Annotated in this window: 17 protein-coding genes and 1 tRNA gene; 7 read left to right on the top strand and 11 right to left on the bottom strand. The window is 69.8% G+C overall.

Translation table 11 applies throughout. From position 1 onward, the window contains the following. The 3 genes from ACHFGS_RS02640 to rpsT form a co-directional block, all read left to right on the top strand. Nucleotides 1-4048 (top strand): ExeM/NucH family extracellular endonuclease (locus ACHFGS_RS02640; RefSeq protein WP_394289111.1); only part of this gene is annotated, 4048 nt, incomplete at its 5' end. 105 nt (nt 4049-4153) lie between these two features. Beyond that, complete coding sequence (locus ACHFGS_RS02635) at nt 4154-4933, top strand: alpha/beta fold hydrolase (RefSeq protein ID WP_394279574.1); 780 nt, start codon at nt 4154-4156, stop codon at nt 4931-4933. A 131-nt stretch (nt 4934-5064) separates the two neighbouring features. Next, the gene (gene rpsT, locus ACHFGS_RS02630) at nt 5065-5325 is read left to right on the top strand and encodes a 30S ribosomal protein S20 (RefSeq protein WP_394279575.1); all 261 of its coding nucleotides are present in this window, start codon (nt 5065-5067) and stop codon (nt 5323-5325) included. Nucleotides 5326-5428: 103 nt separating this feature from the next. Here the strand turns inward: rpsT and holA are convergent, their stop codons facing one another. The 5 genes from holA to ACHFGS_RS02605 form a co-directional block, all read right to left on the bottom strand. Next, a complete protein-coding gene (gene holA / locus ACHFGS_RS02625) occupies nt 5429-6463 on the bottom strand; it encodes a DNA polymerase III subunit delta (protein ID WP_394289110.1) in 1035 nt (344 codons plus the stop codon). A 78-nt stretch (nt 6464-6541) separates the two neighbouring features. Further along, the gene (locus tag ACHFGS_RS02620; protein ID WP_394289109.1) at nt 6542-8887 is read right to left on the bottom strand and encodes a ComEC/Rec2 family competence protein; all 2346 of its coding nucleotides are present in this window, start codon (nt 8885-8887) and stop codon (nt 6542-6544) included. Nucleotides 8888-8906: 19 nt separating this feature from the next. Then, nucleotides 8907-9497: a helix-hairpin-helix domain-containing protein gene (locus tag ACHFGS_RS02615; protein ID WP_394289108.1), complete on the bottom strand. Its 591-nt coding sequence runs from the start codon at nt 9495-9497 to the stop codon at nt 8907-8909. A 308-nt stretch (nt 9498-9805) separates the two neighbouring features. Continuing rightward, nucleotides 9806-12394: a leucine--tRNA ligase gene (gene leuS / locus ACHFGS_RS02610; RefSeq protein WP_394279066.1), complete on the bottom strand. Its 2589-nt coding sequence runs from the start codon at nt 12392-12394 to the stop codon at nt 9806-9808. Nucleotides 12395-12464: 70 nt separating this feature from the next. After that, nucleotides 12465-13754 carry an anthranilate synthase component I family protein gene (locus ACHFGS_RS02605; protein WP_394279065.1) on the bottom strand — a complete coding sequence of 430 codons (1290 nt, stop codon included), beginning with the start codon at nt 13752-13754 and terminating at the stop codon, nt 12465-12467. A 40-nt stretch (nt 13755-13794) separates the two neighbouring features. On the opposite strand from ACHFGS_RS02605, the gene ACHFGS_RS02600 reads away from it, so the two are divergent. Genes ACHFGS_RS02600 through ACHFGS_RS02585 form a run of 4 tightly spaced genes read left to right on the top strand, consistent with a single transcriptional unit; the run spans nt 13795 to nt 17141 of the window. Beyond that, a complete protein-coding gene (locus ACHFGS_RS02600; protein WP_394279064.1) occupies nt 13795-14478 on the top strand; it encodes a DedA family protein in 684 nt (227 codons plus the stop codon). 4 nt (nt 14479-14482) lie between these two features. After that, nucleotides 14483-15529, top strand: a complete 1047-nt coding sequence (locus ACHFGS_RS02595; RefSeq protein ID WP_394279063.1) for an App1 family protein — start codon at nt 14483-14485, stop codon at nt 15527-15529. Nucleotides 15530-15538: 9 nt separating this feature from the next. Next, complete coding sequence (locus ACHFGS_RS02590) at nt 15539-16246, top strand: SOS response-associated peptidase (RefSeq protein ID WP_394279062.1); 708 nt, start codon at nt 15539-15541, stop codon at nt 16244-16246. Nucleotides 16247-16283: 37 nt separating this feature from the next. Then, nucleotides 16284-17141, top strand: a complete 858-nt coding sequence (locus ACHFGS_RS02585) for a 3-methyladenine DNA glycosylase (RefSeq protein ID WP_394279061.1) — start codon at nt 16284-16286, stop codon at nt 17139-17141. A gap of 494 nt (nt 17142-17635) precedes the next feature. On the opposite strand, the gene ACHFGS_RS02580 is transcribed toward ACHFGS_RS02585, so the two are convergent. The 6 genes from ACHFGS_RS02580 to ACHFGS_RS02555 all read right to left on the bottom strand — a co-directional run bounded on the left by ACHFGS_RS02580 (nt 17636) and on the right by ACHFGS_RS02555 (nt 21417). Continuing rightward, nucleotides 17636-17708, bottom strand: a tRNA-Ala gene (locus ACHFGS_RS02580). A 71-nt stretch (nt 17709-17779) separates the two neighbouring features. Continuing rightward, on the bottom strand, nt 17780-18157 hold the full coding sequence (rsfS, locus tag ACHFGS_RS02575; protein WP_394279060.1) for a ribosome silencing factor: 378 nt from the start codon (nt 18155-18157) through the stop codon (nt 17780-17782). After that, nucleotides 18157-19287, bottom strand: a complete 1131-nt coding sequence (locus ACHFGS_RS02570) for a hypothetical protein (RefSeq protein WP_394279059.1) — start codon at nt 19285-19287, stop codon at nt 18157-18159. Before ACHFGS_RS02570 ends, rsfS begins: the two co-directional genes overlap by 1 nt. Beyond that, nucleotides 19284-19880 (bottom strand): nicotinate-nucleotide adenylyltransferase, encoded by a 597-nt coding sequence (gene nadD / locus ACHFGS_RS02565; protein WP_394279058.1) that lies wholly within the window; start codon nt 19878-19880, stop codon nt 19284-19286. The genes ACHFGS_RS02570 and nadD overlap by 4 nt, the downstream gene beginning before the upstream one ends. Before the next feature lie 11 nt (nt 19881-19891). Then, nucleotides 19892-20113 (bottom strand): hypothetical protein, encoded by a 222-nt coding sequence (locus ACHFGS_RS02560; protein ID WP_394279057.1) that lies wholly within the window; start codon nt 20111-20113, stop codon nt 19892-19894. A 44-nt stretch (nt 20114-20157) separates the two neighbouring features. Continuing rightward, nucleotides 20158-21417 (bottom strand): glutamate-5-semialdehyde dehydrogenase, encoded by a 1260-nt coding sequence (locus ACHFGS_RS02555; protein WP_394279056.1) that lies wholly within the window; start codon nt 21415-21417, stop codon nt 20158-20160. Nucleotides 21418-21454: the final 37 nt, after the last annotated feature.

Below are 21454 nucleotides of genomic sequence, written 5' to 3'. Positions count from 1 at the left end.
CGAGCCCGAGCCCGAGCCCGAGCCGGAGCCGGAGGTCGTCGAGATCTCGGCGATCCAGGGCACCGGTGACACCTCCCCGCTCGCCGGCCGCACCGTCACCACGACCGGCGTCGTCACCGCGCACTACCCGACTGGCGGCTTCAACGGCTACGTCATCCAGACGCCGGGATCCGGCGCCACCATCGATGAGTCCTCCGACGCCGTCTTCGTCTACGCCCCGGGCGCCGTCGGCGAGGTCGCCCTCGGCGACACCGTCACCGTCACCGGTGCGGTCTCGGAGTGGAACGGTCTCACCGAACTGACCGTCGCCACCGGTGCGGCCGAGGTCATCGCCGACGCCGAGGCTCCTGTCCCGGCCGAGGTCTCCTGGCCCACGACCACCGCCGAGCGCGAGGCCCTCGAGTCGATGCTGATCGCACCGCAGGGGGACTTCACCGTCACGAACACCTACAGCACCAACCGGTACGGCGAGGTCGGGCTCGCGCAGGGAACCACCCCGCTGCGCCAGCCCACCGACGTCGCACGCCCCGGCTCCGACCAGGCCGCGGCGGTCGCGGCAGACAACGCCGCGCGCGGCGTGCTGCTCGACGACGGTGCGACGACCGATTTCAGCTCGTCCGCCAACACCGACAAGACCCCCGCCTACGTGTCGCTGACCGAGCCGATCATCGTCGGCGCCGACGTCACCTTCACCGAGCCGCTGATCGTCGACTGGCGCAACAACTCCTGGAAGCTGAACCCGACCAGTGCCCTCGTCGCCGACGGTTCGGGCGCCGACGGTGTCGCGTTCGAGAACACCCGGACGGCAGCCCCCGAAGCGGTCGGCGGCGACCTGTCGATCGCCTCCTTCAACGTGCTCAACTACTTCACCACCCTCGGCACCGACACCGCCTCCTGCACCGCGTACAACGACCGGTTCGGCGACGGTGTGACCGTCCGGGACGGCTGCGACCAGCGCGGCGCCTGGGACGACGCCGACCTCGAGCGGCAGCAGGCCAAGCTCGTCGAGGCCATCACCACGGTGGATGCCGCGGTCGTCGGCCTCATGGAGATCGAGAACTCCGCCGCGCTCGGCGAAGCCACCGACGAGGCCACCTCGACCCTGGTCGACGCGCTGAACGCCGTCGACGGCTCCGGCACGTGGGCGTTCGTCCCCTCCTCGGACGAGCTGCCCGCGGCATCCGAGCAGGACGTGATCACGAACGCGATCATCTACCAGCCCGCCCTCGTCTCCCCCGTCGGCGCCGCCCGCGCCCTCGGCGACCAGAGCGGCGACGGCGAGGCTTTCGGCAACGCGCGGGAGCCCATCGCCCAGGTGTTCGAGCCCGCTGACGGCGGCGCCGAGTTCCTGTTCGCGGTCAACCACCTCAAGTCGAAGGGATCCGTCGGCCCGTGGCCCGGCGACGCCGACACCGGCGACGGCCAGGGCACCTCGAACGAGTCCCGCGTCCGCCAGGCGACGGCGCTCCGCGACTGGATCGAAGAGATCCAGGGCGACGTCGACGCCGTCGCCCTCGCGGGTGATTTCAACGCCTACGGCCAGGAGGACCCCCTTCAGGTGCTCTACGAAGCCGGCTACGCCGACGCCGAGCGGGCGTTCGAGGTCGACAGCTCGTCGTACAGCTTCTCGGGGCTGTCGGGATCACTCGACCACATCCTGCTGAACGAGGCCGCGCTCGCCCGCGCCACCGGCGCCGACATCTGGAACATCAACTCCGGTGAGTCGATCGCGCTCGAGTACAGCCGGTTCCGCTCGCACGGCACCGAGTTCTACTCCGCCGACGCCTACCGCTCGAGTGACCACGACCCCGTGATCGTCGGGCTCGAGGCCGACGCCGCACCGGTCGAGCTGACGCTGCTCGGGATCAACGACTTCCACGGGCGCATCGACGGCAACACCGTCGCGTTCGCCGGAACGGTCGAAGAGCTCCGCGCCGCGGCATCCGGCCCCGTCCTGTTCCTCTCGGCCGGTGACAACATCGGCGCCTCGCTGTTCGCCTCGTCGGTGTCGGAAGACCAGCCGACGATCGACGTCCTGAACGCGTTGGAGCTCGAGGCGAGCGCCGTGGGCAACCACGAGTTCGACCGCGGCTACGACGACCTCGCCGGTCGCGTCGCGGAGCACTTCGACGCGCCGCAGCTCGGTGCCAACGTGTACCTCGCCGGCACCGACACCCCTGCGCTCGACGAGTACGCGCTGCTCGAGGCTGACGGACTCACCGTCGGTGTCATCGGCGCCGTGACCGAGGAGACCCCGTCGCTGGTCACCCCCAGCGGTGTCGCCGACATCGAGTTCGGCGACGCCGTCGAGGCCGTCAACCGGGTCGCCGCTGAGCTCTCCGACGGGGATGCCGCCAACGGCGAGGCCGATGTCCTTGTCGCGCTCTACCACGAGGGTGCCGGAGCCGGCACGCCGGACGGATCGACCCTCGAGGAGGAGATCGCCGCGGGCGGTCCGTTCGCCGCGATCGTCGAGGACACGGCGGCCGAGGTCGACGCGATCTTCACCGGTCACACGCACAAGGAGTACGCGTGGTCGGCGCCGGTGCCCGGCACCGAGCGCACCCGTCCGATCGTGCAGACCGGCTCGTACGGCGCGAAGATCGGTGAGATCACCCTCACCGTCGACCCCACCACCGGTGAGGTCGCGGCGCACGCCGAGCGCAACGTCGCCCGCACCACCACCCCGTCCGCTGCGCTCATCGAGGCGTACCCGCGGGTGGCGGAGGTCGACCGCATCACGAAGGCCGCCCTGGCCAACGCCGCCGCAATCGGCAACACCGCGATCGGCGAGGTCTCCGGCGACATCACGACCGCCTTCACCGGCGGCGAGTACGTCGACGGCGTGTACACCGGCGGCACCCGCGATGACCGCGCCTCCGAGTCGACGCTCGCAGGCACGGTCGGCAACATGCTGCGCGACAGCCTCGCGGATCTGCCCGACGGCGCCGTCATCGGCGTGACCAACCCGGGCGGTCTGCGCTCGGATCTCTGGGACACGCAGGCCGAGTTCGGCGCCGGCGCGGTGGCGGGTCTTCCTGACGGGACGATCTCGTTCAGCCAGGCCAACGCGGTGCTGCCGTTCAACAACACCCTCGCCCTGGTCACCCTGACGGGCGAGCAGTTCACGACGATGCTGGAGCAGCAGTGGCAGCGCGACGCCGCGGGCAACGTCCCGCAGCGCCCGTACCTCCAGCTCGGTCTGTCGGACAACGTCTCGTACACGTTCGACCCGGCTCTGCCCGAGGGAGAGCGCATCACGTCGGTCACGGTCGACGGTGCGCCGATCGACCCGGCGGGGACCTACCGCATCGGAACGTTCTCGTTCCTCGCGGCCGGTGGCGACAACTTCCGCGTCTTCACCGAGGGTACGGACTACGTCGACACGGGTCTCCTGGACTACGAGGCGTGGATGGACTACATCGCCGACAACTCCCCGATCGCCCCGTCCTTCGCCGAGCGCGCCGCGCAGGTCTCGGGTGTTCCCGAAACTGTCGGCGCCGGTGAGACGGTCGCGTTCGAGGTGGCCGGTCTGAACCTGACCAGCCGCGGCGCACCCGCCAACACGGAGCTCACGGTGAGCCTCGGCGAGCAGGTGCTCGGCACCGTCCCGGTCACGGGCGGCGCGGCATCCGTCTCCGTCACTCTGCCGGCCGGTACGCCGGCGGGCACGGCGACGCTCACCCTGACGGCGGCTCCCAGCGGCACGGTCGTCCAGGTGCCCGTCACGGTGGAAGAGGCGGCCGAGCCCGCCGCCACCACCAAGACGCGTCTGGTCGCCATCCCGCCGGTGCACATCAACCGGATCGTGCCGGCGACGCTCGTCGCGCACGTCTCGCAGCAGGGTGGCCGCGCCACCGGCACCGTCGAGTTCCGTGAGGGCGACGAGGTGATCGCGACGGTCGAGGTCCGCAAGGGCATCGCCTCGACGACCCTCGGCCGCCTCTCGCGCGGCACGCACACGTACACCGCGACGTTCGTGCCCGCCGACCCGAAGGTCGCCGAGGGCTCGGAGAGCAACGCCGCCAAGGTGCGCGTGCTGTTCTGATCGGGTGACGTACGCGAGCGGGGCGGGTCCACACGGATCCGCCCCGCTTCGCACATGCCGACGGGCACTCGGCTCACCCCTAGCCGACGCTCGTAGGCTGAGCGCATGACCGCGCAGGTGGTTTTCGTCCACGGCATCCGCACCTCCGCCACGATGTGGCGCTCGCAGCAGGCGCACCTTGACGAGCTCGGCATCCCCTCCATCGCCGTCGACCTGCCCGGTCACGGCCGGCGCATAGCCGAGACGTTCACCCTCGACGGCGCGTTCGAGACGATCGACGAGGCGGTTCGGGATGCCGCGACCCGAGGACCGGTGCTCCTGGTCGGCCACTCGATGGGCGGCCTGCTGTCCATCGAGTACGTGGGCCGGCGCGAGCGACCGCCGGTGGCGTTCATCGCGGCCAGCTGCACCGCGATACCCCGAGGGCTCGGTCTCGCGACGTACCGGACCCTTGCGGGAGGTCTCAACCGGCTCCCGCGCCGGGGGCAGTACTTCGCCGACCTCGTTCTCGATCGCACCCTTCCCGTGGAGACCCGCTTGGACTTCGGGGCCGGCGGCTACGCCTACGACGCGCAGGACATCGCCCTGCGGAGTCTCTCGGTGCTCAACCTCGTCGAGGCGCTGCGGAACATCGAGGTGCCGATGTGGTTCGTCAACGGGCAGTGGGACCAGCTCCGCGTCAACGAGCGGTTGTTCACGACGCTCGCTCCTCACGCCGAACTGATCGTCGTGCCGCGGACCTCGCACCTGGTGACCGCGATGCGGCCGCGGGTGTTCAACGCGGTCATCGACCTGGCGTTGGCGACGATGGACACCGCCGACGCTGAGCGTTCGGATGCGGAGCGCTCGGACGACGCGGACGAGGACATCACGACTTCGGGATAATGCGCCCGACCTGGTAGGCTTGGAAGTCGGCTTGCCGTGTGGGTTCCTCCCTCACACGACCGCCGCGAGGCGCCCCTCTACCGCCTGGCGGCACATCCTCCGAAAAACTCCGAACGAAAGATACGTCTCACGTGGCGAACATCAAGTCGCAGATCAAGCGCAACAAGACCAACGAGAAGGCGCGCGAGCGCAACAAGGCCGTCAAGAGCGAGCTGAAGACGGTCGTCCGTCAGGCCCGCGAGGCCATCTCGGCCGGTGACAAGGCTGCTGCCGAGAAGGCGGTCCTGAAGGCCACCAAGAAGCTCGACAAGGCCGTCAGCAAGGGTGTCATCCACCAGAACCAGGCCGCGAACCGCAAGTCGTCGATCGCCAAGCAGGTCGCCGCTCTCTGAGCCGAACCACTTGCCGAAGGCCCGTCCCGTTCCCGGGGCGGGCCTTCGTCGTTCGCGCGGGGCGCGGGGCGCGGTGCGCGGGCAGGCGCCGTAGGGGGCGCGGTCAGGCGCCGTAGGGGGCGCGGGTCGCGATCACGGTCACGAGGCGCTCGACTGCGAAGACGGGGTCCCGCGAGGCGCCCTTCACCTCGGCATCCGCTCGTGCGGCGGCTTGGATGGCGATACCGAGCGAAGACTCGGTCCAGCCCGCGAGGTCGCGGCGGGCCCGGTCGACCTGCCAGTCCTTCATCCCGATGCGAGCGGCGAGAGCGGATGCCGGTTCGCGGCTGCCCGCGACCCGCGCCATGGTCCGGAGCTTCGAGGCGATCGCCGCGACCATCGGCACCGGGTCGGCGCCCGAGGCGAGCGCGTGCCGGAGGGCGATGAGCGCGTCGCCGTACCGTCCGGCGATCGCCGTGTCGGCGACCGCGAACGCCGTGGTCTCGACACGGCCACCGTAATAGCGGGTGACGATCTGCTCGGTGATGTCGCCGTCGACGTCGGAGATGAGCTGCTGGCAGGCGGCAGCGAGCTCGGTGAGGTCATCGGCGAACGCCGACACCAGAGCGCGCAGAGCAGGCGGTGCGATGCGCCGCTTCGCCGCTTGGAACTCGCCCGCCGCGAAGTCGAACCGGTCGGAGTCCCGCTTCACCGCGGGGCAGGCGATCTCGATACCCCCGCCGGCACCCGAGCGGATCGCGTCGAGGAGCTTCTTTCCGCGCACGCTCGAGCCGGTGTGGCGGAGCACGATCGTGGCGCCCTCCTGGGGGTGGGAGAGGTAGGAGATCGCCTCCGTCAAGAACGCGTCGGAGCACTTCTCCACGCCCGACACCCGCACGAGGCGGGGCTCGCCGAACAGCGACGGTGAGGCGACGCCCAGCAGGGTTCCGGGCGCGTAGTCGTCGGCGCGGACGTCCGTCACCTCGAGGCTCGGGTCCTCCGCGCGCAGATAATCCCGGATGCCGGCTGTCGCCCGCTCCGCGCAGACCTCTTCGGGTCCGGAGATCAGCACCACCGGCGCCGGCTGCGGCGCGCGCCAGGAGATCTGCGGGATCGCGGACTTCGTCGTCTTGGCGGCGGGACGACGCGGGCTCGGCATGCCTCCAGCCTACCGAGCACCGCCGACGCGCTCGTGGCTGCGGGCACTGATCCGGCCACCGAGTGCTCGGTCCCGGGATCAGCCGGCATCGTCGCCGCGAGACCGCCAGACACGCAGAGCACCCTCCGACTCCCAGACCGCGACGTCCCCGCCGCTGTCTGTTCGAGCGATGGCCGCGCCCTCATCGCTGAGCAGGTCCAGGATCTCCGAACGCGGGTGCCCGTAGGTGTTCTCCCCCACCGTGACCAGCGCCACCGACGCGTCGAGCGATCGGTACAGCTCGCTGTCCTGATCCGCACTCCCGTGGTGCGCGACCTTCACGACGCGGACGCCCCGGGCGATCGCACCCGTCGACGCCAGCGAGCGCTGCGCCGCGCCCGAGAGGTCACCGAGGAACAGCGCGTCGGGGACGCGGCATCCGGTCACGCGGAGGGTGACGCTTGCGTCGTTGCCGCTCGGGTAGACGGGATCTCGCGGCCGTGGCCAGAGCACTCCCCACCGGCACTCCCCCAGCGTCCCTCCCTGACCGGCGCTGACCTGCTGGGTGCGTGCCCCTCCGGCGCGGAGCTGCTCGACGACGGCGTCGTCTTCCGGCGTCGCGGCGGGGCCGTGCAGGACGAGGGCCACGCGACCGTTCAGCGCATCGGCCCCACCGCGGTGGTCGAGGTCGAAGTGCGTGAGCACGAGGACGTCGATGCGCGCCACGGCGAAGCGGTCGAGGCAGGCGCTGAGCGCCGCGGCATCCGGCCCCGTGTCGATGAGCATGGTCTGCCCGCCGTCGCGGACCAGCACGGCGTCACCTTGACCGACATCGCAGGCAGCGATGCTCCACTCGGCCGGCACCCGCGCCCGGTCGAGCAGGAGGCGGACCGGTGCCGCTGCCACCGTGACGATCACGACCGCTGCGCACAAGGCCGCCGCCGCGCGGCGCGGCCGGCCGGCGGGCGCGGCGATGACGATCCCGATCGCCGCGCCGGTGAGCGCGAGCACGACGAGCCCCGGGAATCCCTCCAGCCATCCGAGCGACGCGCCCTTGACGCCGGCGGCCGTAGATGCCGTCGCCGCGATCCAGGAGGCCGGCAGCCATGCGACCGCCGCGAGGCCCGACGCGAGCACGGGGATCGGCAGGGCGAGGCACGCGAGCAGCCCGACGACCGTCGCCGCGGGCGCGGCCGGCCCGGCGATCAGGTTGGCGAGGACGCCGAGCAACGGGACGGTGGGTTCGATGAGGATGAGCAGAGGTCCGCAGGCGAGTTGAGCGGCCAGCGGCACCGAGACGGCCAGCGCGACGGGCGCCGGCATCCACTTCGTCAGTCCCGCCGCGAGGGGTCCCGCGAACAGCAGCAACGATCCGGTGGCGACGGCAGAGAGAGCGAATCCGAGCGAGGCCGCCAGCCACGGGTCGAGAATCAGGAGGACGCACACCGAGACGCTCAGCACCGACACCCCCGCCCCTATCCGCCCGAGCAGGAGGCCGAGCATCGCCACGGCCGCCATCGTCGCAGCGCGCACGACGCTCGGTTCCGGCGACACGAGGACGACGAAACCCATCAAGGTCGCCAATCCTGTCGCCACGCGGATGCCACGCCTCGCCCCGCACAGTGCGGAGAGGGCATAGGCGATTCCGACGACGAGCGCGCAGTTCGCCCCGGACACCGCCGTCAGGTGGGACAGCGATGACGCCTTCATCTGCGCGTCGAGCTCGTCGTCGAGCGCGGACGTGTCGCCGACGGCGAGGCCGGCGATGAGTCCCGCTCCCGGCGGCGGCAGGCCGTCGGCGGAACGGATGAGCCCGGCACGGAGCGCCGCGGCGCCCGCCAGAATCCCGTGGGGCGGACGCGCCTCGAGTGCCGACGCCGTGACGACGAGCACCGCCCGGTCACCGGGGTCGGCGGGGAACGCCGTGGCCGTCGCGCGGATCTGCGAGCCGAGGTCGAGGCCCACAGGCCGCTCCGAGACGCGGACCAGCACGGGAGCGGACACCTCGTGGACCTGCGCGCCGATCGTGGCCCGCCGGAGGACGGCGTCGAAGCGGAATCCGGTCGCCGACGTCTCGATCTTCCCGACGACGTCGGCGTCGATCGTCAGGGCGCGCCCGCCGCTGATCTCGAGCGCGGCGAGCGACGACCGTTCTGGTTCGGCGGCGGCGACGTGTGAGGCCGCGGCTCCCGCGAAGGCCAGCGCCACGGCGGCGAGGGCGAGCGCGGTGATCGGGCGGCGGCCGCCGGTCGGGGGTGCGGCTGACCGATGGCGCCGGGCGACGGCACCGGCCAGGGCGATCGCTCCGACGGATGCCGCCCACAACCCTCCCGCGATCCACACCGCCGATCCGGGAAGGAGAATCGCCGCGCCGGCACCCGCCCACGTGACGGCGGCGACGGGCAGCAGCCGCAGGTCGCGGCGACGGGCAGATCGCTGGCTCACGCGGCATCCGCTCCCCGGCTCACACCGTCACCAGCTCGCGCAGAGAGGCGAGCATCTTCTCGCCGATGCCGGGAACCGCCATCAGGTCGTCGACGCTCGTGAACCGTCCGTTCTGCTCGCGCCAGTCGATGATGCGCTGCGCGATCGCGGGACCGATCCTCGGCAGGGTGTCGAGAGCCGCGGCATCCGCGGTGTTGAGGTTCACCCGGCCGTCGCCCGCGGGCGCAGAGCCGGGCGACTCGCCCGGCGGCGCATCGCCTTTCGCCGGCACGTGCAGCTGTTCCCCGTCGCTGACCGGCCGCGCCAGGTTCACCGCTTCGGGCGACGCCTCGCCCGTCATCCCGCCCGCTGCCGAGACCGCATCGACTACGCGCGCGCCCTCCGCCAGCCGGTACAGGCCCGGCGTGCGCACCTCACCGGAGACATGGACATATACCTCGGCGGGAGCGATCGATGCAGGTGCGTCAGGGATCACCTCGACGGCCGCAGATTCCACGCCGGAGCGGACCACCCCGATCGCGACCGCGACGGCGGCGGCAGCGACGACCAGGATCACCGCTGCGCCGACACCCAGCCGACGCCGCGACGCCGGCGCTCCCTGTGCGCCCACCCCGTCAGACTCCGGCCCAGCGGCCCACCCTGATCGTGGTCATGCCGCGGCGGTGGAACGTCACATCGATCTCCTCCCGGTGGAGAAGACCCTGACCCGGAGTCCCCCGGGGAGCCTCGTGAACGACGCGGATCGGCACCGAGCGCCGACATCCTCGCTCGGGTGACAGTTCGAGCCGCATCAGACGACGCGAAGCGGCGCGAACGGACACGTGAAGCCGCCGAACGCCTGCGTGACAGACGACGGATGCCGCGGCTCCACGCCGCGGCATCCGCTCACATCCACCGACCCGAGAGGCCGGAACTCGCTCAGGCGGTCGTGAAGCTGACGACCTTCGGGGCACGCACGACCGCGCGGGCGATCTCCTTGCCACCCAGAGCCCGCTGCACCTTCTCATCGCCGCGGGCGAGCGCCTCGAGCTCGTCAGCGGTGATCTTCGCCGACACGCTCAGCGTGCCGCGCACCTTGCCGTTGATCTGCACGACGGCGGTCACGGTGTCCTCGACGAGCAGCGTCGAGTCGGCGCTGCGCCACACCTCGAGCCCGACGAAGCCCTCACGTCCGAGCAGCGACCACATCTCCTCCGCGGTGTGCGGGGCGATGACGTCGAGCACCATTGCGACCGCCTCGGCCGCCTCACGGACGGCGGGATCTGCCGCGCCGGGACCGGAGTCGATCGTCTTGCGGGTGATGTTGACGAGCTCCATCAGGCGCGCGACGACCACGTTGAACTTGGTCTGCTCGACGAGTCCGGGCACGTCGGCCCAGAGCTTGTGGGTCGCACGGCGAAGCGCGGTGTCCCCGTCCTTCCACACCACCTCGACGGGGCTGGAGACCTCCGACGCGATGCGCAGCGCGCGGGAGAGGAACTTCGCCGCGCCCGCGGTGGACACGTCGGCCCAGTCCTTGTCGTCCTCCACCGGACCGGCGAAGGCGAGGCCCACGCGCAGCGCGTCGGCACCGTGCTGCTCGAGCTCCTCCTGGAACAGGACCAAGTTGCCCTTGGACTTGCTCATCTTCGCGCCGTCGAGGATGACCATGCCCTGATTGATGAGGCTCGCGAACGGCTCGGTGAACTCCACCTCGCCCATGTCGAACAGGGCCTTCGTGATGAAGCGCGCGTACAGCAGGTGCAGAATGGCGTGCTCGACACCGCCGATGTAGAAGTCGACGGGACCCCACTTGTCGGCCTCTGCCGACGAGAACGCCTCCGACTCGCTCTTCGGTGACAGGAACCGCAGGAAGTACCACGAGCTGTCGACGAACGTGTCCATCGTGTCGGGGTCGCGAAGCGCCGGCTCACCCGTCTCGGGGTCGACGGTCTGCACCCACTCGGTCGCACCGCCCAGCGGCGACGAGCCCTTCGGTGTCAGGTCGATGTCGCGCGCCTGCGGCAGGGTGACCGGCAGCTGGTCGTCGGGCACGGGGATCATGCGGCCGTCTTGCGTGTGGATCATGGGGATCGGCGTGCCCCAGAAGCGCTGGCGCGAGATCAGCCAGTCGCGCAGACGGTACGTCTTCGCGGCGCGGCCGGTGCCGGCTGCTTCGAGCTCGTCGATGGCGCGGGCGATCGCGTTGCGCTTGCTGAGCCCGTTGAGCGACCCGGAGTTGATGAGACGGCCCTCGCCGGTCAGCGCGACACCCGTCTTGGCGGGGTCGATGGAGTCGAGGTCGTCCTCGCCGGCGGTCGGATCGATCGGCACGCCGTCCTCGTCGAACTCGATCACCGGGATCGCACCGGTGACCGGAGCCGTCGTGTCGACGACCACCCGGATCGGCAGATCGAACGCCCGCGCGAAGTCGAGGTCGCGCTGGTCGTGCGCGGGAACGGCCATGACGGCGCCGTGCCCGTAGTCAGCGAGCACGTAATCGGCCGCCCAGATCGGGAGCCGCTCACCGTTGATCGGGTTGATCGCGAACCGGTCGAGGAAGACGCCGGTCTTCGGGCGGTCAGCGGTCTGACGCTCGATGTCGGTCGCCTTCTGGACCGTCTCGAGGTAGTCCTGGAACCGCATCCGGACAGCGGCGGACGACCCTGCGACCAGCTCGGCGGCGAGGTCGGAGTCGGGGGCGACGACCATGAACGTCGCACCGTGGAGCGTGTCGGGGCGCGTGGAGAAGACGGTCACCTTCTCGGCGCGACCTTCGATCTCGAAGTCGATGTCCGCGCCGACCGAGCGGCCGATCCAGTTGCGCTGCATCTGCAGCACCTTGTGCGGCCAGAAGCCCTCGAGCTGGTTCAGGTCATCGAGCAGCCGGTCGGCGTAGTCGGTGATCCTGAAGTACCACTGCGTGAGCTTCTTCTTCACGACCAGTGCACCGCAGCGCTCGCACTTCCCGTCGACGACCTGCTCGTTCGCGAGCACGGTCTGGTCGTTCGGGCACCAGTTGACGGGACTCTGCTTGCGGTACGCGAGGCCGCGGTCGTACAGCTTCTGGAACAGCCACTGGTTCCAGCGGTAGTACTCGGGGTCGCTCGTGTGCAGCACCCGCGACCAGTCGAAGGAGACGCCGTACTGCTTCAGGCTCGCCTTCTGCTGGTCGATGTTCGCGTAAGTCCACTCGCGCGGGTCGGCGCCGCGCTTGATCGCGGCGTTCTCGGCGGGCAGACCGAAGCTGTCCCAGCCGATCGGGTTCAGGACGTTGTAGCCGCGGTGACGCCAGAACCGCGCCACGATGTCGGAGTAGAGGTAGTTCTCCGCATGACCCATGTGCAGGTCACCCGACGGGTACGGGAACATCGCGAGAACGTACTTGCGGGGACGGGTGTCCTCGTCGCCACCGGCGCGGAACGGGTCGGCCTCGGCCCAGCGCGACTGCCACTTCGCCTGGATCGTGCGGGCGTCGAAGGCGTTCGGCTCGGGAGTCACGGCGTCGGTGGAGGTGCTGGAAGACACGGGGAACCAATCGTGCAAAGTATCGGGAGGAGACGCGAAGGCGTCGTTCCAGCCTACCGGACCGGCCGTTTCACCAGCCTGGCGGCAGGCTTCCCCCGACAGCGGCCAGCGGCCCGCGCGCCTTGACCCCGACTTCGGCGACCTCGTCCGCGGCGACCGAGCCCCAGGTGATACCGCCGCCCGCGCCCACCCAGGCGCCTCCCGGGTGCACCACGATCGATCGGATCACCATCGCGAGGTCCACGGCGCCGTCGTCCCCGACCCACCCGAAGCAGCCCGCGAAGACCCCGCGCGGCGCACCTTCGAGCCGGTGGAGGATCTGCATCGCGGAGAGCTTCGGCGCGCCGGTCATGCTGCCGGCGGGGAACGCGGCATCCCAGAGAGACCCGAGGGTCTCCCCGGGCGAGAGCCGACCGGCGACCGTGCTGACCAGCTGGTGAACGGCCGGGTAGGACTCGACCTCGAGCAGCTTCTCTGCCGCGACCGTGCCCGGCACGCACACGCGTTGCAGGTCGTTGCGCATGAGGTCGACGATCATGACGTTCTCGGCCTGCTCCTTCTCGCTGGCGCGCAGCTCCGCGGCGAGCGCGGCATCCGTCTCGGGGTCCGTTCCCCGGGGGCGCGTGCCTTTGATCGGCCGGGTCCGCACGATCCCGTCCTGCACCTCGAGAAACCGTTCGGGCGTCGCACTGAGGAGGGCGTGCTCGCCCGACCGGATCATCCCGCCGTGGTGGGACGGGGTGGCGGTGCGCAGCCGCAGATAGGTCGCGATCGGATCGACGGATGCCGCGGTCTCGAAGCGCGTGGTGAGGCACAGCTGATATGCCCGCCCCTCTCGGATCTCCTCACGGCAGGCGTCGATGAGCCCCGCGTACTCCTCGGGGGTGTGCCGACCGATGACAGCGACCGGGACGGGTGGGCGGGGCTCCGGCATCCGTGCCGTCGAACACCATTCGAGGACGTCGGCGCAGACGCGGTCGATCTCCGCCTCGGGGGCCGATGCCCACATGCGGCGGGCGGAGTGGTCGAACGCCACGATCCGGTCGACGCGCAGCCACCGCTCCGCCGGAATCGGCTCGTGCACGGCGGGTGCACCGGCACGCTCAGCCGCCGCGTCGTATCCCGACCAGCCGACCCAGCCTCCCGTGAACGGTGGCGCTCCCGGAGAGCGATGCCGCCCGCCGAGGACGGCATGGCGCGGCGCGTCTTCGGGTAGACCGGTGCCGATCAGGCTCCAGCCCTCGGTCGCGTGGGGACCGGCATCGAGCCAGAACCAGTCGCGCTCCTTCGCCATCGCTGTGACGGCGAACGCTGCCGGGTCGACCCACCCCGGAAGGACCCGGGCGCTGACTCTGGACACCCCCTCAGGCTAGACGTCGCCGGGTCGATAGCCTGATCCCGTGAACGAGTTCCTCACCTGGCTGCTCGACACCGTGCAGGGCGTCGATCCCGTGGTGCGGACGATCGTGGCCGGCGTCGCGATCATGCTGGAGACGAGCGTCCTGGTGGGTCTCGTGGTCCCGGGCGACACCATCGTCATCACCGCCGGTACCGCCGTGGGCAGCGTCCCCGAAGCCGTCATCCTGATCATCACGGTGATCGTCGGCGCCCTCATCGGAGAGAGCATCGGCTTCGGGCTCGGCCGGTGGCTGGGCCCGCGCATCCGGTACTCCAAGGTCGGGGCCCTGATCGGTGAGAAGAACTGGGTGCGCGCCGAGGTGTACCTGCGGCGTCGCGGCGGCGTCGCAATCTTCCTCTCCCGCTTCCTGCCCGTTCTCCACTCTCTGGTCCCCCTCACCGTGGGGATGAGCGGCTTCGCCTACCGACGCTTCCTGGCATGGACGTTCCCGGCGTGCGCGATCTGGTCGATCGCCTATGTTTCGGTCGCGGCGGCGGCTGCGGGGGGCTATCGCGAGCTGGCGGACACCCTTCACTTCGCGGCTTACCTGTTCGTCGGAGCGATCGCCGGGTTCCTCGCCCTCGCCTACATCGTGAAGCGCGTCATCTCCTTCCGCGAAGCGCGTCATCAGCGGCCCGATGCGCCCACCACGCCCGCGGGCGAGAACGTGGACGTGGAAGACTGAACGGATGGCTACTGCTTCCCGCCCCGAGAAGAAGATCCTGTGGTTCGCGCGCCTCGAGTACCGCTTCCACGCGTGGCGCGAGCGCCGCGCCCGTGCCAGCGGCCGTCGCCCCGCGGTGGCCGCGTTCCCCGGGTACGGCGGCACCGAATGGGTGCGGGTGCTCGGCCGCGTGCTCATCCCGCCGAAGGAAGCACGCCGTGAGCGGGGGGAGTACGCGGGGGTCCGGGGTTGGCGGAGCTTCGTGGCTGTCCCGATCGCGAACGCGACGGTCACCGTCACGATCGATGGCGTCGACCACGAGGTGACCGCCGACCGCGGCGGCGTCATCGACACCGTGGTTCCCGCGTCACTGAACGCCGGGTGGCAGACCATCTCCATGCACGTCGAGGGCTCTGAGCCGGTCGAAGCCCGGGTGTTCATCGTCGGCGACGATGTGCGCTTCGGCGTCGTCTCCGACATCGACGACACCGTCATGGTGACCGCGCTCCCCCGCCCGCTGCTCGCAGCCTGGAACTCGTTCGTGCTCAACGAGCACGCCCGTCAACCCGTACCGGGCATGGCCGTGCTGCTGGAGCGCCTGATGCGCGACAACCCCGGCGCCCCGATCCTGTACCTCTCCACCGGCGCGTGGAACGTCGCCCCCACACTGGTGCGATTCCAGCGCCGCCATCTCTTCCCCTCCGGGGCGCTGCTGCTCACCGACTGGGGCCCGACCCACGACCGGTGGTTCCGCTCGGGCAAGGCCCACAAGCAGCGGAACCTCCAGCGCCTGGCCGAGGAGTTCCCCGACATCAAGTGGCTCCTCGTGGGCGACGACGGCCAGCACGACGACGAGATCTACACCGCCTTCACTGCGGAGCACCCCGACCAGGTGGCCGCCGTGGCGATCCGCCGACTGACCCCGGCTGAAGCTGTGCTCGCCGGTGGACGCACCGCAGTGGACGATCACACCGCTGCGGGCGTGCCGTGGGTGACCGGCGACGACGGCTCCGAGCTGCTGGAGCGGCTCGTGGATGTCGGCGTCATCCGCGATGTCGCCACCGGCTCCTAGGCTGGCGCCATGTGCGGAAGATTCGTGGTCGCCAACGTCGCGTCCGAGCTCGTCGGCGTGCTGCGTGTCGACGTCGAGGGTGACGACCTGCCCGAACCGTCCTTCAACGTCGCTCCCACCGCACAGGTGGGGATCGTGCTGGACTCGGCGAAGACCGACCCGCCCACGCGGCGTCTCGAGTCGGCGCGGTGGGGTCTGATCCCGGGCTGGGCGAAGGACCCGAAGATCGGCGTGAAGGCGTTCAACGCCCGGTCTGAGGAACTCGAGGACAAGCCGATGTTCCGGCAGGCGCTCATCAAGCGGCGGGCCATCGTGCCGGCGACGGGCTACTACGAGTGGGCGACCGCCGACGACGGGAAGGTGCCCTACTTCATCTCCCCCGCCGACGGATCCCCTCTCCTGTTCGCCGGACTCTATGAGTGGTGGAAGGACCCGGCCAAAGCCGCAGACGATCCCACGAAATGGGTGCTGTCGTTCACCATCCTCACGCGCGACGCCGTTCCGCCGCTCGGCTCCATCCATGATCGGATGCCGCTGTTCGTCGACGCCGACTTCGCAGACGCCTGGCTCGACACCGAGGTCGACAACGTCGGTGACCTGCTCGATGCGGCCATCGACGCGGCCCCGGCCGTCGTCGACGGACTCACCGACCACGTCGTGGGCCCCGAGGTGGGGAATGTCCGCAACAACTCCCCCTCATTGATCCTCCCGGTCTGACGTTCGGATCCTCAGACGCAACGCCTATCCTCGGGAGGTGACGTCCGCCACCCGCACCGCCCTGTCGCGCGCCGAATGGTCCGCGCTGCTCGACGCTCACGCGGCGCGGGCGGACGATCTCACCGCCGACCGCCGTCACCGGGTGAGCCGCGGACAGACGCACCCCGTCGATGACTTCCTCTACACGTACTACTCGTACAAGCCGAGCCTGCTGCGTCGGTGGCATCCGGGGCGTGACATCGCGCTGAGGGATGCCGCGGACTCCCCGCACGTGGGCTGGCGCTGGTACCGAGAGGTCGACGGTGTGGTGGCCGCGGATGTGGACGCGTTCCTGACGGAGAAGGCTCCGCTGGTCGCCGCGATCCGCGGCATCCTGTCGAGCACACTCACCCGCGCCGGGTCGTATGGCTGTTTCGGAATGCACGAGTGGGCGATGGTCTACCGCGACCGGGACACGCGGCATCCGGTGCCCCTGCGTCTGGGCGCCGACGGCACGGATGCCGTGGTGGAAGGTCACGATTTGCGGTGCACGCACATCGACGCGTTCCGGTTCTTCACGGCCGACGCCGTGCCCCGCAACCGCTTCCTTCCCACGCGCGAGACCCAGTCGCAGACGGAGCAGCCGGGGTGCCTCCACGCCGGCATGGACCTGTACAAGTGGGCGGTGAAGCTCGGCCCGCTGGTACCCGGCGAGCTGATGCTCGACGCGTTCGTGCTCGCCCGCGACATCCGCGAGCTCGACATGCGCGCCTCGCCCTACGACTTGCGCGACTGGGGCTACGAGCCGGTGCCGGTCGAGACCACGGCTGGCAAGGCCGATTACATCGCCGCGCAGCGCGGCTTCACCGAGCGCGCCCAGCCGATCCGTCGACGCCTTCTCGACCTGATCGGCTGAGCCCAGACACTCAGCTGAACTCCACGCGCGCGTCCGGATTGTTGAGGACGATCACCGGAAAATCTCGGGGTCATCGATAGTGAGCTGCTCCAGCCGTTCAGGCACGTCCGCCCAGGGATACTCGTAGTACTGCACCGAAGCGACCTCGTCTGCCGATACCCCGATCGATCGCTCCGAGGTGTTTGAACCTCACGCGCTCATCGATGTGATGAGAAGCAGACCGGCCACGGCGGCGACGAGTTTCTTGACGTGGGCGCCCATCTTCTTGCTGCCCCGTGGGTAGGTTGCCGAAGAGGATGGGCGGGTAACCCGCATCGAGCTCTGGCCGCATGCGGGCTGCTCCACCCTGCGCCGCGGCGGCTGGCTTCGCGCGCTGATCAAGCAGGCTGCGGAACCTGCGCTTCGGACAGCTCCCGAAGGGAGTGAAAAGACGGCGAGCTGAGGGAAAGCTTTTCAGCCGAAAACACAAAATCCCCGTTTTACCGGGGATTTAGTGGACCTGAGGGGACTCGAACCCCTGACCCCCTGCATGCCATGCAGATGCGCTACCAGCTGCGCCACAGGCCCTTGGTCGCCGCTCGCGGCAACTCATTCAGCTTACTACATGAGATGAGGTGCTCCGAACCAGCGACCCGAATTCACTCCTTAGGAGCGTGCTCCGGAGTGGTCACCGGGATGATTGGGCAGTCCTTCCAGAGCCGCTCGAGACCATAGAAGACCCGCTCCTCCGAGTGGAAGACGTGGACGACCAGGTCACCGAAGTCGAGCAGGATCCAGCGCGCCTCCTGGCGCCCCTCCCGGCGCAGGCGCTTCTGCCCCGCCTCCAGCATTTTCTCTTCGATCTCATCGGCGATCGCGGCGACCTGACGCTCGCTGGACCCGGTGACAAGCAGGAACGCATCGACCAAGGGAAGTGGCTCAGACACGTCGAACGCGACGAAGTCCTCCCCTCCCTTACTGTCGGCCGCGGCGGCGGCGATCTGCACGAGTTCGTGCGTGTGGGAAGCGGCAACCATCAGAAGACTCCATTCACGACGGCCAGAACAAGGACCGTCGCAAGAGCGAGAGCGAGAGCGCCGACGGTGATCGTCAGCGTCATCATCAACCGGCTGCCCTTTTCGGGCGCCGGCGGACGAATGATCTCGTCCGCACTCTTGATCGTGCTGATCGCCGAACTGGCGGCGATCGGCGTGGGGGAAGACGCGGGAGGGAGCTCCCCGTCGATGAGGACGGCATCGACATCTTTGCCATCCTGCGAACCGGGCACACTGCCGGTCGAACCATAGGTCTCCGGCAGCGCGTAGCTCCCCGTGATGAGGAGTTCGCCCGTCCCGAGGATCGGGACCGACAGCGAACCGGTATCGGGAGACTGCGAGAGGATCAGCGCGTTCGGCGCCGAGGCCGATCCGCCAGCGCTTCCCCCTCGCGTGAGGAGGTGGTCGAAGGACGGCGGCAGGTCGGGCGATGCAGACTCGCCGGCCAGAAGCTGCGCGCCGAGCGCGGGAGCGATGACGTGCTCCTTCTCGGAGTCGATCTCGGCGTCGGATGCCTCTTCGTCGCCGGCCTCGTCCGCCGGCGCCTCGTCGCCGTGCGCACCGGCGGAGTCCTCCACGATGTCAGAAGCGGCATCGACCGACTCCTCCTGCGAGGGTTCTTCCTCGCGCGCGGGCTCGTCAGCGGACTCGTCCTTGACAGTCGCATCCTCGACAGGCTCGTCCAAGACCTGCTCGTCGTCGGCCGATTCGTCGACACCCGTCGAGTCCTCGATGCCGTCAGCCTCGACGATCTCCGCCTCAGTTGCGTCGGCATCCGAGGGAGCCGCGTCGTCGCTCTCCTTCGAGTCCTCCGCGACATCCGGGGTCGAAGGCGCCGACACGACGCTGATGGCTTCCGTCCGCAGCTTCGCCTGCAGGCGAGCGTGCTTGCGGCTGACCGGCGGCGCATCGAGGTCGATGTCCTCCGGGATCGGCGGGGGCGCGGGTTCTGCGGGGCGCGGCAACGGAGCCGGTTCGGGCTCGACCGCAGCAGCCTCGGCGGCCGCCTGCTCGGCTTCTTCCGGCGTGATGACCGGGGTCGACGCCGTGTTGCGCAGCTCACGCAGCTGCCGCCGGGTCAGCGGTGGGCTCGGCTGGTCTGATGTGCTCATGCCTTGCTCCGATACAGGTGGTGCTTCGCAATGTATTGGACCACGCCGTCGGGGACGAGATACCACACGGGGTGTCCGCGACTCACGCGGTCTCGGCAATCCGTCGAGGAGATCGACAGCGCCGGGATCTCCAATTCACTCACATCCTCGGTGGGAAGACCGTCAAGGCTCAGGGTGTGCCCCGGTCGGGAGACGGCGACGAAGTGCGCGAGATCCCACAACTCCTGCACGTCGCGCCACCCGAGGATCTGAGCGATGGCATCCGCTCCGGTGATGAAGAACAGGTCCGCGTCGGGTCGCTGCTCCTTCAGATCGCGAAGGGTGTCGATCGTGTACGTGACACCCGACCGGTCGATGTCGACACGGCTGACCGTGAACATCGGATTGGATGCCGTGGCGATCACCGTCATGAGGTATCGGTGCTCAGCCGAGGAAACCCCCGACTTGTGCCACGGCTCACCCGTGGGGACGAAGACGACCTCATCGAGATCGAACGACTGTGCGACCTCGCTGGCCGCGACCAGGTGACCGTGATGGATCGGATCGAAGGTACCGCCCATCACCCCGATCCGCGGGGCGCGCGTCGCTGCCATGGCGGCCGGCCTCAGTGGTGACCGTGGCCCGCCTGCGGTGCCGGGTTCTTCTGTGCGTAGGCCTCAGCCTTGTGCGCGTGACGGTTCGCCACGTTCCGGTACGACAGCGTCACGAGCCCGAGAGCGAGGAACAGGATGAACGCGATGACGCCGAACCCGAAGGTCTCCGCCATCACATTGCCGTGGTGTTCGGTCTCCGCTGCGGCGAGGGCGAGGGTCGTCGCGAAAGTCATTCGGGCTCCGTTCGAGGATTCGGGTGCAGGAACAGTTTAGGCGGTCAGCCGCGGATCTGCCCGTTCCCACGGGCGAGCCACTTCGTGGTGGTCAGTTCGGGCAGCCCCATGGGGCCGCGCGCGTGCAGCTTCTGCGTCGAGATGCCCACTTCGGCGCCGAAGCCGAACTCGCCGCCGTCGGTGAACCGAGTGGACGCGTTGACCATCACGACCGCCGAATCGACTTCCGCGAGGAATCGCTCCGCGTTCGCGTCGTCCTCGGTGATGATCGACTCGGTGTGGTGCGTGGAGTAGGTGCGGATGTGCCCCAGCGCCTCGTCGAGGTCGGCCACGACCTTGACCGAGACGTCGAGGCTCATGTGCTCGGTCGCCCAGTCCGCGTCGACGACCGGCACCACATCCGTCGCGAGTCGCTGCACGGTGTCGTCACCGTGGACCGTCACGCCGCGCTCCTGCAGAGCCGTGACGACGGTCGGAATCAGCCGCTCCGCGGCGCCCTCGTGCACGAGCACCGTCTCCACGGCGTTGCAGACACTCGGGCGCTGGACCTTCGCGTTCACGACGATGTCTGTCGCCCAGTCGAGGGGCGCCGTCTCATCGAGCATGATGTGCACGACGCCGGCGCCGGTTTCGATGACCGGGACGGACGATTCGGTCACGACGGTCTCGATGAGCTGCGCACTCCCCCGCGGCACGAGCACATCGACCAGGCCACGCGCGCGCATGAGCGCTCGAGCGCCCTCGCGACCGAAGTCGTCGACCGTCTGGATCGCTTCGGGGTCCACTCCGGCCGCCGCCAGCGCGCCGCGCATGACGTCGATGAGTGCGGCGTTCGACGACTGCGCCGCACTGCCGCCCCGCAGCACGACCGCGTTGCCGGCCCGCAGCGCGAGCGCGGCGATGTCGACGGTCACATTGGGGCGTGCTTCGTAGATAGAGCCGACGACTCCAAACGGCACCGACACCTTCTGGAGCAGCAGCCCGTTGGGAAGCGTGCGCTCGTCGAGCAGGCGTCCGACCGGGTCAGGGAGCTCAGCCACGTCGCGGACGGCCGCGGCCAGCGCGCTCACGCGCACCTCATCCAGTCGCAGCCGGTCGAGAAGTCCCTCGGAGATGCCGGCTTCGTGGCCCCGGGCAAGGTCCTCCGCGTTCGCGGCGACGATCCGGGCGACCTCGGCGTCGATCGCGTCGGCGATTCTCCGCAGAAGGTCGGCCTTCGCGGCATCCGTCATCAGCCCGACCGAACGGGACGCGTCACGCGCGAGTTGCATGCGCTCCTGGGCGCTGACGAGGGTGGTGGTCATCCCGCAATTCTAGAACGCGAGCGGATGCCGCGACGCG

Origin of the sequence: Microbacterium sp. (genome assembly GCF_043427715.1) — a bacterium.
In the GTDB taxonomy this organism is placed as follows: Bacteria; Actinomycetota; Actinomycetes; order Actinomycetales; family Microbacteriaceae; genus Microbacterium.
The sequence above is the reverse complement of the archived record's forward strand: the minus strand, read 5'-3'. Positions and strand labels throughout refer to the sequence as shown.

Bases quoted from the DNA above. Each gene is read 5' to 3' on its own strand.
- ACHFGS_RS02635 (WP_394279574.1), top strand. From the start codon at position 4,154: ATGACCGCGCAGGTGGTTTTCGTCCACGGCATCCGCACCTCCGCCACG.
- holA (WP_394289110.1), bottom strand. From the start codon at position 6,463: ATGCCGAGCCCGCGTCGTCCCGCCGCCAAGACGACGAAGTCCGCGATC.
- ACHFGS_RS02595 (WP_394279063.1), top strand. From the start codon at position 14,483: ATGGCTACTGCTTCCCGCCCCGAGAAGAAGATCCTGTGGTTCGCGCGC.
- ACHFGS_RS02590 (WP_394279062.1), top strand. From the start codon at position 15,539: ATGTGCGGAAGATTCGTGGTCGCCAACGTCGCGTCCGAGCTCGTCGGC.
- rsfS (WP_394279060.1), bottom strand. From the start codon at position 18,157: ATGGTTGCCGCTTCCCACACGCACGAACTCGTGCAGATCGCCGCCGCC.
- ACHFGS_RS02570 (WP_394279059.1), bottom strand. From the start codon at position 19,287: ATGAGCACATCAGACCAGCCGAGCCCACCGCTGACCCGGCGGCAGCTG.
- nadD (WP_394279058.1), bottom strand. From the start codon at position 19,880: ATGGCAGCGACGCGCGCCCCGCGGATCGGGGTGATGGGCGGTACCTTC.
- ACHFGS_RS02560 (WP_394279057.1), bottom strand. From the start codon at position 20,113: ATGACTTTCGCGACGACCCTCGCCCTCGCCGCAGCGGAGACCGAACAC.
- ACHFGS_RS02555 (WP_394279056.1), bottom strand. From the start codon at position 21,417: ATGACCACCACCCTCGTCAGCGCCCAGGAGCGCATGCAACTCGCGCGT.